Source organism: Psychrobacter cryohalolentis K5 (assembly GCF_000013905.1).
GTDB classification, from domain to species: Bacteria; Pseudomonadota; Gammaproteobacteria; order Pseudomonadales; family Moraxellaceae; genus Psychrobacter; species Psychrobacter cryohalolentis.
This window is the reverse complement of sequence record NC_007969.1, coordinates 1,265,164-1,281,202: the sequence shown is the minus strand read 5'-3', so window position 1 is coordinate 1,281,202 and position 16,039 is coordinate 1,265,164. Positions and strand designations below refer to the sequence as shown.

13 protein-coding genes are annotated in these 16,039 nt (G+C 42.5%); 4 read left to right on the top strand and 9 right to left on the bottom strand.

All coding sequences use genetic code 11. The features are described 5' to 3' along the window. Nucleotides 1-103 precede the first annotated feature (103 nt). The 8 genes from kdsB to rsmG all read right to left on the bottom strand — a co-directional run bounded on the left by kdsB (nt 104) and on the right by rsmG (nt 8,237). On the bottom strand, nt 104-910 hold the full coding sequence (gene kdsB / locus PCRYO_RS05480) for a 3-deoxy-manno-octulosonate cytidylyltransferase (RefSeq protein ID WP_011513401.1): 807 nt from the start codon (nt 908-910) through the stop codon (nt 104-106). 48 nt (nt 911-958) lie between these two features. Then, nucleotides 959-2,077 (bottom strand): tetraacyldisaccharide 4'-kinase, encoded by a 1,119-nt coding sequence (gene lpxK / locus PCRYO_RS05475; RefSeq protein ID WP_011513400.1) that lies wholly within the window; start codon nt 2,075-2,077, stop codon nt 959-961. Nucleotides 2,078-2,079: 2 nt separating this feature from the next. Next, on the bottom strand, nt 2,080-3,876 hold the full coding sequence (msbA, locus tag PCRYO_RS05470; protein WP_011513399.1) for a lipid A export permease/ATP-binding protein MsbA: 1,797 nt from the start codon (nt 3,874-3,876) through the stop codon (nt 2,080-2,082). Between the two features lie 136 nt (nt 3,877-4,012). Next, nucleotides 4,013-4,444, bottom strand: a complete 432-nt coding sequence (locus PCRYO_RS05465; protein WP_020443268.1) for an ExbD/TolR family protein — start codon at nt 4,442-4,444, stop codon at nt 4,013-4,015. Nucleotides 4,445-4,533: 89 nt separating this feature from the next. After that, entirely contained in the window at nt 4,534-5,268 is a 735-nt protein-coding gene (locus PCRYO_RS05460) for a MotA/TolQ/ExbB proton channel family protein (RefSeq protein WP_011513397.1), read from the bottom strand. Between the two features lie 84 nt (nt 5,269-5,352). Beyond that, nucleotides 5,353-6,468: a ParB/RepB/Spo0J family partition protein gene (locus tag PCRYO_RS05455; RefSeq protein ID WP_011513396.1), complete on the bottom strand. Its 1,116-nt coding sequence runs from the start codon at nt 6,466-6,468 to the stop codon at nt 5,353-5,355. A gap of 145 nt (nt 6,469-6,613) precedes the next feature. Continuing rightward, nucleotides 6,614-7,393: a ParA family protein gene (locus tag PCRYO_RS05450; RefSeq protein WP_011513395.1), complete on the bottom strand. Its 780-nt coding sequence runs from the start codon at nt 7,391-7,393 to the stop codon at nt 6,614-6,616. A 127-nt stretch (nt 7,394-7,520) separates the two neighbouring features. Next, on the bottom strand, nt 7,521-8,237 hold the full coding sequence (rsmG, locus tag PCRYO_RS05445; protein WP_011513394.1) for a 16S rRNA (guanine(527)-N(7))-methyltransferase RsmG: 717 nt from the start codon (nt 8,235-8,237) through the stop codon (nt 7,521-7,523). A gap of 352 nt (nt 8,238-8,589) precedes the next feature. Here rsmG and PCRYO_RS05440 point away from each other — a divergent pair, with 352 nt between their 5' ends. The 3 genes from PCRYO_RS05440 (at nt 8,590) to PCRYO_RS05430 (ending at nt 13,526) form a co-directional block, all read left to right on the top strand. Further along, nucleotides 8,590-11,517, top strand: a complete 2,928-nt coding sequence (locus PCRYO_RS05440; protein ID WP_011513393.1) for an ATP-binding protein — start codon at nt 8,590-8,592, stop codon at nt 11,515-11,517. 119 nt (nt 11,518-11,636) lie between these two features. Next, nucleotides 11,637-12,773, top strand: a complete 1,137-nt coding sequence (locus PCRYO_RS05435; protein WP_011513392.1) for a helix-turn-helix transcriptional regulator — start codon at nt 11,637-11,639, stop codon at nt 12,771-12,773. Between the two features lie 87 nt (nt 12,774-12,860). Beyond that, the gene (locus PCRYO_RS05430) at nt 12,861-13,526 is read left to right on the top strand and encodes a TerD family protein (RefSeq protein WP_011513391.1); all 666 of its coding nucleotides are present in this window, start codon (nt 12,861-12,863) and stop codon (nt 13,524-13,526) included. Nucleotides 13,527-13,780: 254 nt separating this feature from the next. On the opposite strand, the gene PCRYO_RS05425 is transcribed toward PCRYO_RS05430, so the two are convergent. Continuing rightward, on the bottom strand, nt 13,781-14,758 hold the full coding sequence (locus PCRYO_RS05425; protein WP_011513390.1) for an ion transporter: 978 nt from the start codon (nt 14,756-14,758) through the stop codon (nt 13,781-13,783). Nucleotides 14,759-15,334: 576 nt separating this feature from the next. Here PCRYO_RS05425 and PCRYO_RS05420 point away from each other — a divergent pair. Then, the gene (locus PCRYO_RS05420) at nt 15,335-15,970 is read left to right on the top strand and encodes an OmpW/AlkL family protein (protein WP_011513389.1); all 636 of its coding nucleotides are present in this window, start codon (nt 15,335-15,337) and stop codon (nt 15,968-15,970) included. The last annotated feature ends 69 nt before the right edge of the window (nt 15,971-16,039 follow it).

Genomic DNA, 16,039 nt, shown 5'->3' with positions numbered 1-16,039 from the left:
GAGCATAATTTCTAAGAGTAATTTGGAATAAAAATAATGCTATAAAATTTAATTAAAACTATTTCAATAGAAACTGTATTTTTATTGCTTAGGCTATTCCGCATTAATAATCTTGGAAATCTGTCAAACTCATGGCATTTAAACGATCCAAATCTTCTTGCGTATCGACACCTGCAGGTAATGAGCAGGCGGCTTTAGCAATGGCGATATGTCCACCATTTTCCAACACACGTAATTGCTCTAAGCTTTCCAGTATTTCAAGCGGCGTTTGTGAGCAGTGGACAAATTGCTGTAGCAAACTGACGCGATAAGCATATAAGCCTAGATGACGATAGGCATTTTTTGGCGGCTGTTTACTATTCTCACTGGTTAATACCACATCACGATTACAAGGAATCGGCGCGCGACTAAAATAAAGCGCCCGTTGTTGATCATTGGACGTCTGACTGACCACTTTAACGACGGATGGGCGCATAAAAGTATCATAGTCCTCGATTGGCTCACATAAAGTTGCCATGACGCTCTCTGCATCTTGTACCAATAATGTTTTAACTTGCTCTAACAACAATGGCGGCACTAGTGGTTCGTCACCTTGCATATTAACCACTATATCATGGGCAGCCCAGCCTTTGATGGCAGCCACTTCAGCCAAACGGTCCGTGCCTGAAGCATGTTCACTGCTTGTCATCACCACATCAAAACCTGCATCTAGACAAATTTTTGCAATCGATTCATCATCGGTTGCAATACACATATCATCGGCAAAATCCGCCAATCGTGCTTTTTCAGCCACCCAAAGTATCATAGGCTTGCCATGAATGGTTAATAATGGCTTGTTAGGTAAACGCGTACTTTTTAAACGTGCAGGAATGACGATATGAGTTTTGACGGGCATAAGGGCTGATGACATAATCTGTTCCTATAAAACCTTTTAAATCTTTATATGATAAACGCTATATTATTGCTTTCTCATGCTTATATCGATGTCCAAGGTTTGCAATTGCTGTTGTAAACTCTCGTAACAACTGTCTGACAATACTGCCGTCACTGGCAATACCCATAATCTGCTGACCAGCTCTTTATACTCATCACTCAGCGCTTGATTAATAATGGCTTGCATTATCAAAGCTCTTATTTTCACGGCATCTTTACTGGTCACGATAATAGGATGGTCAGCATACTGCAACAGTTCATCCAGACTAAAATCATAATGGTCAGGATAAGGATGCGGAATAACTTCAAAACCAAGCGCATTTAAAGTATCAAAAAAACGCTGAGGATACCCAATACCGCTCACCGCATGTACCTGACTGCCTTTCTCAGGTGCCATGGCTACTACGGCTAAATTATCTATCTGATTATTAGATGACCACAACAGTTCTAAATCATCTGGTTGTAAATGCATCGTTAAATGCTCAGTTAGAAGGGTATTATGATCAGATTTATTGTATATCGATGATGCGTCTGGCTTGTGATGATAAATGACATTTGCATCCTTTAGGCGTGATATGGGTTCGCGTAAAAATCCTGTCGGTAGCAACTGTTTATTCCCAAACCCTCGCGCCGCATCTACCACAACCCATTCAATATCACGTTGCAGCGCATAGTGCTGCAAACCATCATCAGCTATAATAAGCTGTAGATCTGGATAAGCCTCTAGCAAAATAGCAATCGCTTGCTGACGGTTAGGAGATACGGCCATGGCTGTCCCTGTCGTATTAACAATGAGACATGGCTCATCACCGACCACATTAGGGGGGCTCTCTGTAGTAACCAATGCTGGCATCTGGCTACTATCACCGCCATAACCGCGACTGATAACCCCTACTTTAATGCCTTGCTGCTGCAAATGTCGAACCAAAGCAATAATTAATGGTGTCTTTCCGCTACCACCCACCGTGATATTACCAATCACCATAACTGGAATAGGCGCACGGTAACTGGCAAGAATACCTACTTTATAAGCTTGGCGGCGCAGTACCATTAACAGTGCATACAGCCAACTCACTGGCAACAGTAGCCAAAGCCAAGCTGCTTTGCGTTGCCATGCACGTGTTATTATCGTTTCAATATTCATAATTATTCAAAATCACGCGCATACATCTGCGCATAATGACCATGCAATTGCATCAGCTGAGTATGGGTACCAAGCTCAACAATCTGACCACCATCTAGTACAGCAATACGGTCGGCGGACTCAATTGTAGTCAATCGATGCGCAATAACCAATGTTGTGCGATTCTTCATAATATTATCGAGCGCTTTTTGTATATAATATTCTGACTCATTATCTAAAGCACTAGTAGCTTCATCCAATATCAAAATTGGCGCATCTTTTAGCAGAGCACGTGCAATCGATAGACGCTGACGCTGACCGCCAGAGAGTTGTAAACCTTCAGCACCGATTTCACTTTGATAGCCATTTGGCATTTGCATAATAAAATCATGAGCAAAAGCATCTTTTGCTGCTTGCTCAACTTCAGCTGGAGTTTTATGAGCCAAACTGCCATAAGCAATATTATTAAACACAGTGGTATTAAACAGTACCACTTGCTGATTGACCATCGCAATCTGGGCACGTAAGCTTTCAAGCTTAATGTCTTCAATGGGCATACCGTCTAGCGTAATCTGCCCTGAAGAAGTGGTTAATGTACGTGTGAGTAAATTGACTAAAGATGATTTACCCGCGCCACTACGTCCAACGAGCGCTACTGTCTCGCCTGCACGTATATCCAAATTAAAGTCGTGTAGTGCCACGGTTGAGTCTGGATAAACCAAGCTGACATTATCCAGTTTAATCTCACCTGCCAAGGTAGGACTAAGCACACCAGTATCTGCTTCTTCCGGCTCATCTAATAAAGCAAATATCGATTCACCAGCTGCAAGCCCTCTCTGTAACTGTTGATTGACATCCGTCAATGAGCGTACTGGCTTACTTAAGAGACCTGCTGCTGCGATATAAGAGATAAACTGACCTGCTGAGATATCGTCTATCACCGCAGGGCGTAGCGCTAGCCAAACCACGACTGCCATTGCCATTGCCATCAATAACTGTACCGCTGGGGTATTGATACTATTGGTCACAACAACCTTCATGCCTTGGCGTAGGTTTTTCTTAGACGTCACATCAAAGCGCTTAGACTCGTATACTTGTCCACCATAATTCTTGACCACCTGATAACCATTGATGACTTCATTGGTGATATGACTGACATCACCCATCGTTTCTTGAATACCTTTGGAAAGCTTCAAATAACGCTTTGAGGCAACCCGGATAAGCCATAGAATCGGTGGCAGCACAACGAATAAAATCAGCGTCAAACGCCAGTTGCTATAAAGCAAAAAGCCCATCAAGGCAACCACGGTCAGACCGTCACGTAATAACGTTTTCATTGAGTCGGTACTGGCAGCGGTCACCTGCTCAACATCAAAAATAAGCTTAGACGAAATCGTCCCTGCCGGATTGGCCAAATAGAATGAGCTTGGCAAACGCAGTAACTTATTAAACACCTCTACGCGCAGCTCATAGACCAAATTTCGTGACACCAATGCCGTATAGTAATTACCTAAAAAGCTACCCACACCGCGCACAAAGAACAGCATCACAATAATAAACGGAAATAAATCCTGCTTACTTTGATCGTTCTGATTGATAGCATCGGTGATGTATTGCAAGAGTTTAGCAATCCAAATCTCGGTGGCGGCATTAATAGCAAAACCGATAATAGTGAGCAATATTGCCCACCAGTATGGTTTTAAATAAGCCAGTAAACGCATGAGCGTCTTGCGTTTAGGCGGATTTAACGTCGCCACTGTTGGTGCTACTGGTGTTTTAGCAGAAGTTTTTGTAGAGTCAGGTTGGTAAGCTTGGCTCATAAAAGCCTCAATATAGGTATAAGAACGAGAGTGAATGGCACTAATAAAGCAGTAACTTGCAATGATGTATATAGCCATAAAAAAGAGTGATGGTGCTTAATACTGAGAACACGCTATAAGCCAAGCTTATTCAGATTTATTGCGGTAACGCTTGACCAAGTGGTACAACGGTACTGATGTTTATATTTAAAAAGCCCAATTTGCCAGCGATATCCATCACTCTTACCACTGATTGATGTGTGGCATTGGCATCAGCGGCAATCACAAATAGCATATCACGATTACTGCCCGCCTCTTGCTGCAACATACTGGTGAGTTCAGCTTCATTGCTGCTGGCAAGGGTAATACCATTGACCAAATAGCTGCCATCTTCTTGCACGGCTACCTCAATACTGTTTTTATCGTCGGTCAGTGCCACACCTTCCGCTTCAGGCAAAATAATATTTAAGCGGCTAAAGTGATTGAACGAGGTTGCTAGTAGCAAAAACACGATTAAAAATAATAAACAATCAATCATCGGGGTCAGATTAATTTCAAGCGGCTCAACGGTTGGTTTTCTAAAGCGCATGTCACTCTCTTCAATAGTCGTGATATTCGATACTAATCTGACCAATATAGCGTTTTCACAATGCCACGATGGAGCTGCTAAAAACACAACTATAGAGTAGCCGTTGCCGTTTCATCTAAACCAAATCTGTCAATTGAGTGCTGATCTCTTATGCTATCATCTACTGCAGCATGAGTAACTTGCTTAGATGTATTAGGAATATGGGTGTTTTCTAACAGTTGATAATCGTATAACTCTTGAACCATCAATCCTGCTTGGGTTTCAAATTGCGCATTGATATCGATGATACGGCGCTGAAAATAGCGATAGGCTACCAACGCTGGGATGGCAACTATCATGCCAGCCGCAGTCGTAATCAGAGCTTGCGACACCCCTGCAGCAAGCATTGTTGGGTCTTGCATCGCACCATCAGTAATCGCTAAGAACGATGAGATAATACCCAGTACTGTACCTAACAGGCCAAGTAAAGGGGCAATCGCTCCGATAGTACCAAGCATATTGATATTTTTTTCTAACTGATGGACTTGTACGCTTGCACGATTTTGCATATGCATCGTCATCGACTCTAAGCCGTATTGACGATAGAGCAAACCCGTTGCTAGGATATCACCTAACGCAGTCTTTTCTTTGACATTCATTAGCTGCGTACGACCAATGTCACCATTTTCACGGAGGCGAGTAATCAGCTGCTCACGCAATCTATTTGGGGCAACCTTGTTAAACTGTAAGGTATGGCTACGCTCAATAATAATCACCAATGCTAAAATAGAGCACAACACAATAGGTGTCATCAGCCAACCACCCGCTTTTACCAACTCCCACATATCAACTCTCTTCTATATTTTGATAAAAATAGCGGTCATCAAGACTATTTAAATAAGCATTAGATTAAATACACACGCAATATTTTAAGCCTGTGCTTCCATATGCTTAATTAAAGCGGCTAATTGATCTTGACTGTGGAAGAATATCTCAACACTACCCTGCCCGTCTTTTTTATGCTTAAGCTTCACTTCAGCGCCGAGCATATCTGTTAGTCGCTGCGTCAAACGCTCAACATCACGAGACTGTACTTGTTCGATGCGACTGGCTTTTGGCGCTGGCTGCAAAATAGATTTAACAAGCTTTTCAGCTTCGCGTACGGTCATACCACCATCGATGATTTTTTGAGCAATGATAGGCTGCTGCTCAGATGATAACGCTAAAAGCGTACGCGCATGACCCATATCTAAGGCGCTAGTAGCTAGGTGATCTTTGACCGTGTCGTGCAACTGGTTTAAGCGCAGAAGGTTTGATACGGTAGTACGTGCTTTACCCACGACTTCAGCAATCATAGCGTGACTCATACCAAATTCAGTATGAAAACGCTGTAATGCTGCTGCTTGCTCAATCACGGATAGATCTTCACGCTGGATATTTTCAATTAATGCGAGGGCAATCGCCAGCTCATCTGACAAAGCACGCTCAATCGCTGGAATGACTGACTTGCCTGCCATTTTCGCCGCACGCCAGCGGCGTTCACCGGCGATGATCTCGTGCGTAACAAAAGCTTCGCTTTTATCTTCTGTGGCGAGTAATGGACGAATAACAATAGGCTGCATGACACCATGCTGTTCGATAGAAGATGCCAATTCTGCCAGTGCCGTTTCACTCATGTCACGACGCGGTTGATACTTACCAGCCTGCAAACGGGTAACATCGATTTGCACCAAACTGATTTGGTCTTCAGAACCGTTACTTTCACTCACGTTTACACGATTGCCATTGGCAGTATTTTTACTTACTGTACGCGGTGTACGAGCTTTACGTTGATTGGCATCTTTTGACTCAGAAGCGGCAGTAGATTTTGCATTAGCGGCAGTTTTGACCGTCGCTTTTGTCTCTATTGGATCAGCTGGTAAAGCCTGCTCACGCACGGCTATATCGTCTTGCAAGGCAGAGGCGGTGATTTGCTTTTCTTTTTTGATTGACCCTAATAAGGCGTCTAAACCTCGATTGGCAGCCAACCCTCTTTTCTTCGCCATGATTACCTATCCTCTAACGCTAAAATAAAAGCCAAATGTTTTAAATTCAATAATAAATACGATGTGCACAATTTTGTTATCTGGCTGATTACTCCAGTGATCCATTATTTTTTATAATTGATCATTTTCTCTTATAACCACATAACTATCGACTTTGTTTCATGACTTCAGCGGCCAATTTCTGATAAGCACGTGCGCCCTTTGACCATCTCTCATAAGCAATGACCGGTAGACCATGCGCAGGCGCTTCAGCCAAACGGATATTTCTTGGAATAATGGTTTGATACATGATCTCACCAAAGTGCGCTTCCAGTTCAGCAGACACATCACGGGCGAGCGTATTGCGTGCATCAAATAGCGTTCTGACCACACCGCGAATATATAACTTAGGGTTCAACTCTGTTAAACGCTCTATCGTTTGAGACAAATCCGCCAAGCCTTCTAGTGCATAATACTCGCATTGCATCGGAATAATAACGCTATCAGTCGCTACCAACGCATTAATTGTCAATAAATTTAAGCTGGGCGCGCAGTCTATAATCACATAATCATAGGCAAGTTTTTGTGCCGCTTTTTGAGCTTCAACTAAATCTGCCATTGCCGTTTTAAATAACTCATGGCTGTTGGTTTTGCTCATCAAAGTGATGTCCATACCCGCCAAATCACGATTGGCACCGATGACATCGAATCCTGCCGGACTGTTAACAATAGCGTCAGATAAAGCCACCCCATCAAGGAACACATCTGCTATCGTCAGTGCCAACTCATTCTTATCGACACCCGTACCACTGGTCGCATTACCCTGTGGGTCTAAGTCAATGAGCAGTACGTGCTTGCGTTTGGCAGCCAAGCTGGCGGTCAAATTTACCGCCGTTGTGGTCTTACCCACTCCGCCTTTTTGATTCGCAATCGCTATGATTTCCATACACTCACTCAATTTAATTAGGATCTGTTACTAATTTTATTAACATGCTCTTTTACTGAAAACATAAACATGAGCACAGCATTTACCATAAAAAAGATAGTTTCATGGTAAATGCTGTGCTCATAGCTTAGACATTTTTATAAGACAATTCAATTAAATGACGACTATCATGTAAACGTGGCACGTTTAATTTAATGGTCTTAAACTGCCAATCGTTACTTAAAGCGTCTAACTCTTCTTCACTTGGCGCTTTGCCTTTCATCGCACATAGATAGCCATTATCTGCCAATCGCGGCTCGGCAACTGCAACAAAATCTATCAAACTGGCAAATGCTCGAGAAGTAATCACATCATAGCTTGCCTCGTGCGCTTCAATGCGCGATGCGATAGGCTGCATATTACTCAAACCAAGCTCACTGCTCACTTGCTTAATAAAGCGGATTTTTTTCTGATTGCTATCAAGCGCTGTACATGAGCGCTCAGGCTGACAAATAGCAATAATCACTGCCGGCAAACCTGCGCCCGTACCAATATCGAGCAGCGACCCCGAGGGTAAATGGGTTATAATAGCCAAACAATCGATAACATGTTTGATAAGTGCTTCTACCGGATCAGTAATCGCGGTCAGATTATACGCTTTATTCCATAATAAAAGCTGGTCTAAATACAATAATAAGCTGCGCTGCTGCTGGGCACTCAATGTTAGACCCAACTCGTCTATTGCTTGCGCTAAGATATTCGCCAATGTCGGTAATTGTGCGCCAAGCTTTACAAAGCCTGTCGGATCAATATGGATATTACCCATGTTAGCAGAGGATAAAGAAGCTTTAGTGGAGTCTGACATACAAGGGTTTATCCGTTTTTGACATGTGAACCGTCTATTTTATCATGCAGGCTGCTTATTGAATAGTTGCAGATTGCGCCAATGTGCGTCATCTTATACTATCTACGCCTATATTGAGCTGTTATTCTTCTTTAACTGTTCTACTATTATCGTTTTATAATTACTATTAGTACACTTTTATTGGCTAAGACATAATTGCCCATGATACAAAATTGCGCTCAATGATTGCTTCAAAAAACAGCGATATCTTGTAAGATGTTCTATTACTATAAATGCTAATGTATTCATTGCCACATCAAAAAAACCAAAATCAATCATCATTTAATACTTTTAAGCGACTGACCCTATTCCTATGACAGAACAGACAAACATACCCCTGAATAAAGACCAACAAGACATTAGCGATAATACCGCAGAGGCTATGATGCCTATTAGTGACTCAAGTAACAAGCATCCCCATGAAGAGCCCTCAGCCAATAAGGAATCATTGGATAAAAATTCCTTAGATAAGAAGAAATTGGATAAAAGCTTAAAACGTAAAAAAACGGCTCGTAAGTCGGTAGAAAAAGAAAATATCCCTAACGCTACTGATGCGCCTATTACACCTCATCCTATATTCATAGAAGTCAGTCAGCGCTGCCTCGTCGCGACAAACCAGCTTAAGCGCTATAGTAAACCCAGTCTGCTGCCAGCCGATACTCGTAGCGCACCCGATTTAGATATTGGTTTTGGGCAACAGCGGGCGCTTAAGGCATTGCATACGGCACTCGATATTCATGCTAGTGGCTATCATGTGTTTGCGGCTGGCGAGAATGGTTTAGGTAAACGTACGGTGATTAGTCGCTTGCTCAGTCTTATCGCAGCCGATGCACCGACGCCGGATGATTGGGTATATGTACACAACTTCACTGACCCTCGGACTCCGTTAGCACTACGCTTACCTGCTGGTCAGGCCGCTGTCTTGCAACACCAAGTCAATACTTTGTGGCAACAAGCCAAAAAACGGCTGAGTCAACGCTTTCGCAGCGATCAGTATCAAAGCAAGATAGAAGCCATCAAAAATGACACACATCAAAAGGAAAGTCACGCCTATGATGTGCTCAATGCTGAGGGCAAGCAGTATGATCTAGCGTTAACGTTTCGGCCGTTTGATAATAAAGCCGTTTTTGTTCATCCAAGCCAGCTTGCAACAGAAACGAGCGATATGGATGATAAAGAAGACAAACTCTCTAATAGTCATAAAAACAATACCCTTATCAATGACAATAAGGAAGCGGCAACCGCTAGCACCGATGAGAGCGATATTAAGGCTAATGATAGTTCATATAGCAGCGAATATGAAACTGAGCTAAATAATTTTGCTCAAAAAAATCATATGCAAAGACGGCTGAGTCAGCTGACGATTGCTTTAGAGCAATTAGAAGATGAAGCCAATGATGCCATCGAGTCGCTACATCGCAATATTGCCAAACGGGCACTACAGCCGTTATTTACCCCTATTTATGAGCAGTTCAGTGCTCAACCACTGGTCGTTGAGTATCTAAAAGTAGTCTTTGCCGATATGGTTACTCATGTCGAGCGTATCGTTAATGGAGATGATGAAGAGTTTGTAACGGCATTGCTCGCCACGACGCCTAGTAGATATGCGGTCAATGTTATTAGCAGTCATGAGCCTGATAGTGGTGCGCCCGTTATCTTTGAAGACTTGCCTACTCACTTAAATTTATTAGGTCATGTAGAGCAAATCACTCAATTAGGTACGGTTACGACCGATGTCAGCATGATTCGTGCCGGCGCTTTACATCGTGCTAATGGAGGTTACTTACTGCTTGAAGCGAGTCATTTGCTTGAGCATCCTTATGCGTGGCAAGGTCTTAAGCGTGCACTACAGTCTCGTAAAATTAAACTCTCAAGTCTTGAGCAAATGCTGACCTTAACAGGTAGCTTATCTTTATCTCCTGCGCCCATTGATCTTGATATAAAGGTCATTTTATTGGGTGAAGCTGATTTGTATTACGAATTACTGGAGCTTGAGCCGGAGTTTGATGCGGTATTTAAGGTACGTGCTGACTTCCACGATGATGTGGTTCGTACTCATGAGCACGAGCTCGCGTTGGTCGGAAAGATGGCAGATATCATTGATTACGCCAATCTTTATCCATTTGATAGAAGGGCACAAGCTGCTCTACTTGAGCATTTAAGTCTGCAAGCAGAGGATCAAGACCGTCTAAGTCTGCACAGTGATTTGCTTATTAAGCTGTTGCATGAATCCAATCGCCATGCGCGTTTGGGCGGACAGGATATCGTCAGTGCCAAACATGTGGTACAAGCTATTGAAGATATGGATGAGCGCTCAGGATATTTGCGCGACCTCTATTGGGATGAGCTCAAAAACGGTCAGCAGCTTATTCAAACTCAAGGAGAGGCAGTTGGGCAAGTCAACGCCTTAACAGTGGTAAGCTATGCCGATAGTGAGTTTGGCATGCCTGCCCGTCTCACAGCGGTCATTCAGCCAAATATCGGTACGGGTGAAATCCTAGATATCGAGCGTGATGTTGATTTGGGCGGTAGCTTGCACGCCAAAGGTATGCTGATTATGACGAGCTACTTACGAGCGTTATTTAGTCAGCACCATGCACTAAATTTTAGTGCTTCACTGGCTTTTGAGCAAAGCTATGCGCATATTGATGGTGATAGCGCGACTGTCAGTGAGGGCTGTGCCCTGTTATCTGCCTTAGCAAACGTACCGATTAATCAATCCCTTGCTATTACAGGTTCTATGAATCAGCTTGGTGAAGTACAAGCCGTCGGCGGCATCAATTCCAAGATTGCAGGTTTCTTTGATGCGTGCCGCGAGCAAGAATTGACTGGACAGCAAGGCGTGGTCATTCCTATGGCAAACGTCAAACAGCTTATGCTGCGCGACGATATCATTACTGCTGTAAAAGCAGGTAGCTTTCATATATATGGGGTGCACACGCTCAGTGAAGCGCTCACATTAATGACGGGATTACCTGTCGATACAGTGAATAAGAAAAGTCGCTACCGCAAAGAGACGTTGTTTGGTAAAGTCTTAAGTCGTTTGATGCTATGGGATGAAAACCAAAATACAGATGATGATATTGACGATAAAAAATCAAAAAAGAAAGCCAAAAAGAAACGCCAAAAAAAAGAAGATAAGAATAAAGTCTCTAAGAAAGAAAAGGCTATTAAAGAACAGCTTATTAAAGAGGATAACGACACTATCGTAGAAAAAGTTATTATAGATGAAGCACGCTAGATATTAGGGTGCTCTCTGCAATGCTATATAATAACCATCTGCCGATGTCCTTTCATGCTCATACTAATGTGAATAACCCGCTGACTTTATAATCGTGACATTACAAAGGTTATCTTTTCATGACTGTATCTCATACCGACATTGCTCATACTGACAACGATAATCGCGACACTCAACAGGCTACTGATGAGCAAGCAAACGCTGTTGCACTTTCAGACAATAAAGCCGCTGATGATGCAGCCGATAGTCGTCATGGCGCTGCGACAACAGCGCGGCAGTGGCAAGTGTTGTCGCAATTAAAACGTAATCGCTGGGTCGGCACCACTCATGTCTACGAGCAGCTGATACTGGCAGGTTTTGATATCAGTTTGCGCACAGTACAGCGCGACTTAAACGCCCTTGCCAAACGTTTTCCTATCGAAAAAAATAACGCCAATCCACAAGGTTGGCGCTGGGAAGACGATGCGCCGCTTCAAAGCTTGCCGCATATGAATCTATCACAAGCGGTTGCCTTTAATATGGTGGAAGCCAATCTAAGCCAGCTGCTACCGCCAGTTATTTTAGATGAGTTATTTCCTTGGTTTGATTTGGCACGTCGCCAACTTAAAAACAGCAAAGTAACCCATTCATGGATTGATAGGGTTCGTATTGAACCCGCGACCCAGCCTTTGATTGCACCGCACATTGATTTGGACAGTAAAGATAATATTTATCATGCTTTATTTTATCAATTACAAATCAAAGCCAGCTATACCCGTAGCAACAAATCCCAAGCCAGCGAATATACCTTAAACCCTATTGCTATTATTCAGCGTGGGGTGATTATTTATCTGCTCGCGACCCGCACTGATGATAGCGAAACTATCATTCGCACCTTTGCCCTACATCGATTTGCCAGTGTTGAGATATTAGAGAGCGCAGCAAAAACGCCTGATAATTTTCAGTTGGATAACTATCTGGATGCAGGTGGTATGGGCTTTAGCCACCCCTTATTCCGCCAACTGCCCAATCATGGCAAATATACAGCGATTGAGCTACAATTTACCAAACAAGCTGGCAAAAGCTTAACAGAAAGTAAGCTCAGTGATGACCAAATTGTGAGCATCAATAACGATGAAACCTTGACCATACAAGCAACGGTGAATCTAACTTCTCAGCTGGTTTGGTGGTTACGAGGTTTTGGTAATGGGCTGCTGAATGCCAAGCCGGGGCTGCTTTATCAAGCGGTATTAGATAAAGTAGTGGAAGATATCTAATTTTTTACGCCATTCTTACAAGCACTTTTATAGCTTCTACATCTACCTAACTCATTCATAAAAAAACCAAGTATCAAAAGGATTACTATGTCGACCACTACCCCATCGCCACTACTTTCAGACAGCTTAAGAGGGTTGGGTTTGGACGCAGGAACTTTATTTTTTGGTCTGAATTATGAATTTACCAAGGTTGAGCGCACAGGCTTATTTAAAAAATTAAAGAAGCGTTTTAATAAAAATGCAAACTCCATGGATCTTGATTTGGCTTGCGTGTTATATGATGACAACTGCACCATCAGCGATATTGTTTGGTTTAAACAGCTGCGCGACAAAGCCGAATCGATATGCCATCAAGGCGATAGTTTGAATGGTAAAGACCGCGGTGACCAAGCGATGTATCTTGCACCGCTTGATCAAGAGCAAATCAGACTATATCTGGATGAAATCCCTGCTCATATCACGCATATTGCTTTGATTGCCAACTCCTATTACGGACAACCTTTTACCAGAGTTAAAAAAGGCGAGATTCATCTCAGCGATGATGAAGGTAACCGCTCTTTTGAGGTCAATTTAAAGCAGCTGCCACGTGATTGCGTGACGCTGTGGGTTGCCCATTTGCGCCGAGAAGTAGATGACTGGCATCTAACGTTACAGAACCTGCCACTCCCTGCAACAGATTTGGCAATAGCGGCGCAACAAGTGTCGCATGAATTGGCTCGTGCCTTACCGATCCCGCAAGCCATATATAGCTAAAAAGATATGCCGCGCTTACTTAAAAATGGTCAATCGCGATACAAAGCCATTGACCATTTTTAATTTTATATAGGCGATTCGATACAGAAGAAAGCCTGTGATAACTGGCATAGTTAAAATATCTTAAAAACGCTACAGTACTGCTGGTATAAATTTTTTGCAGCCTTTGTCGGCGTAGGCACAGCAAGTAAGAAAAATTAATATCAGCAGTACTTGATGCATCAATGTTATTTTGCCCTGACTATCGTCCTTTACTATAAGCGCTCACCGCAATGTGGACAAAAATTCTTTTGCTGCACATCTCTTTCACGGCGCTCAAGCTCTTGCTCACGCAGCACTTGCAGCACAATATCTTGCGCTTGCTCTTTATCTAATCCAAGCTCGCGGCGGATTTTTTCAATCATCATCTGATTTTGAACCAAATCAAAATCACTATCAATCAGCTGTCCCCTGAAATCTTGCTCAAGCTCTTCACGGCGCTGACTGAGCTCATTTGCCAAGCCGGTTGCCAAAATACCAGCAGGTAACGCTGCTAAACCAACGCCCAATATAGTAATGATAGCGCCTAATATTTTGCCAGCATTGGTAATCGGCGTCACATCGCCATAACCTACCGTTGTTAGAGTAACTACCGCCCACCACATGGCTTTTGGTATCGATTCAAACTCTTCTGGCTGTGCATGATTTTCTACTAGATAGATACCACTAGAAGCGGTCACAATCATAATTATTAAGATAAAAATAACCGCTTGGAAGGAGCCTTTTTCCTTACTAATAACCACCAACAAAATACGCAATGAGGCAAAATAACGAGTCAATTTAAGAATACGAAACAAACGTAAAATACGCAAGAAACGCAAGTCTATACTGACAAAGAAGTTCAAAAAGGCAGGGACAATGGCAATCAAATCAATCAATGCAGATGGACTTCTTAGCCAATCCCAGCGCTGTCGCCATGTAGTATTGCTTGGCTTGGCTTCAGCAACGCTCCATGTGCGAAGTAAATATTCAATAGAAAATATCACAATAGAAAAATTTTCAAACCACGTAAAGTATTCTTGATAAGGGTAGTACCAAGTATCAACAGACTCTGCAATCACCGCCGTGACGTTTGCCATAATCAAAAAAATAAGGAAATAATCAACACAGCGACTAAAGAGCGTATCATGCTCATCGTTTTGCAAAATATTATAGACAAAAAGACGCAAGCGCCGTATAGATTGAAATAGCATGCCGTCCCTATGCGGTGTAACACCGAGCTTGGATGAACAGAAAAGCCGTTATGAGAGTCTGATTATACTAACTTTGTATAATAAATGTAGACAACCAAGACCAATATGATGGCAACAGCAAAAAACGCTATACGCAATAACCGCTCTTCAGCGCGCCACTCATGACTACGTTTTTGGGCAGGTAGCAAGGATAAGCCACAGATCGGGCAACAAGAATCTATTTGGTCTAACACTATCAATGAGAGAGCGTTGTCACAGCGCAGTGGAGAATTACTACAGTAGCCAAGCATAATAGATAACCGATCCCTTTATAAAATAATGGTATATCAATAATAGCAAAAACCTACAATCGAAATAGGTTATGCCATAAACTTTAACGTATCCAAACCTTTCTCATTGTAACTTTACGCATAAATATCTGAACATTCCGCTTAATACCTTACTATTAGTAAGGTATTTGTACTATAATAGATAGCAGATGTTACAGGTTAATCCCTAGCCTAACATTATATGTTGCTAACTTATGACATCCCTCAGGAGCTAGCGACCATTATCTAAACGTTAAGGAATTAAACGATGAAACTACAATCCCTAGTTTTAGCCGCTGCTACTGCACTTACTATGACCACTGCTTTTGCTGTACCTGCAGGCACTTGGACAGTTGCCGCTGGTGCGCATTATGTTGATCCTAAAAATGATAATGGTGATGTCACTATAGGGGGCACAAGCTATGCTGTAGATGTTGATGGTGATGTCCGTCCAACCATCAGTGGTGAATACTTTATCGCTAATAACGTTGGTGTTGAACTACTCGCTGCCATTCCATTTCATCATGACTTTACCTTAACTGATGCTTTAAATAATGAGATCACTGGTAGAACTCAGCATTTACCACCAACGCTTTCTCTACAATATCACTTCGATGATTATAACCTACCTATGAATGTAAAACCGTTTGTGGGTGTTGGTGTAAACTACACGATGTTCTTTAAAGAAAAAGCAAACGTTGTAGGTACTGAATTAAAGCTTGATGATAGCGTTGGTGTTGCTGGTCATATCGGTCTTGATATCCCATTTGCTGCCACTGAGTCTTTCCGTATTGATGCTCGCTATATGGACATCAAAACTGACGCTACTTTGAACGGTACTGACATTGGCAAAATCGACATCAGTCCTTGGGTTTATGGCGTTGCCTTTGTAAAACAGTTCTAATTTATCAGAGTTATAAGCTAAAGATTGTGAATAAAAAAAGCCAGCTTAGTTGCGGGCTTTTTTGTGTCT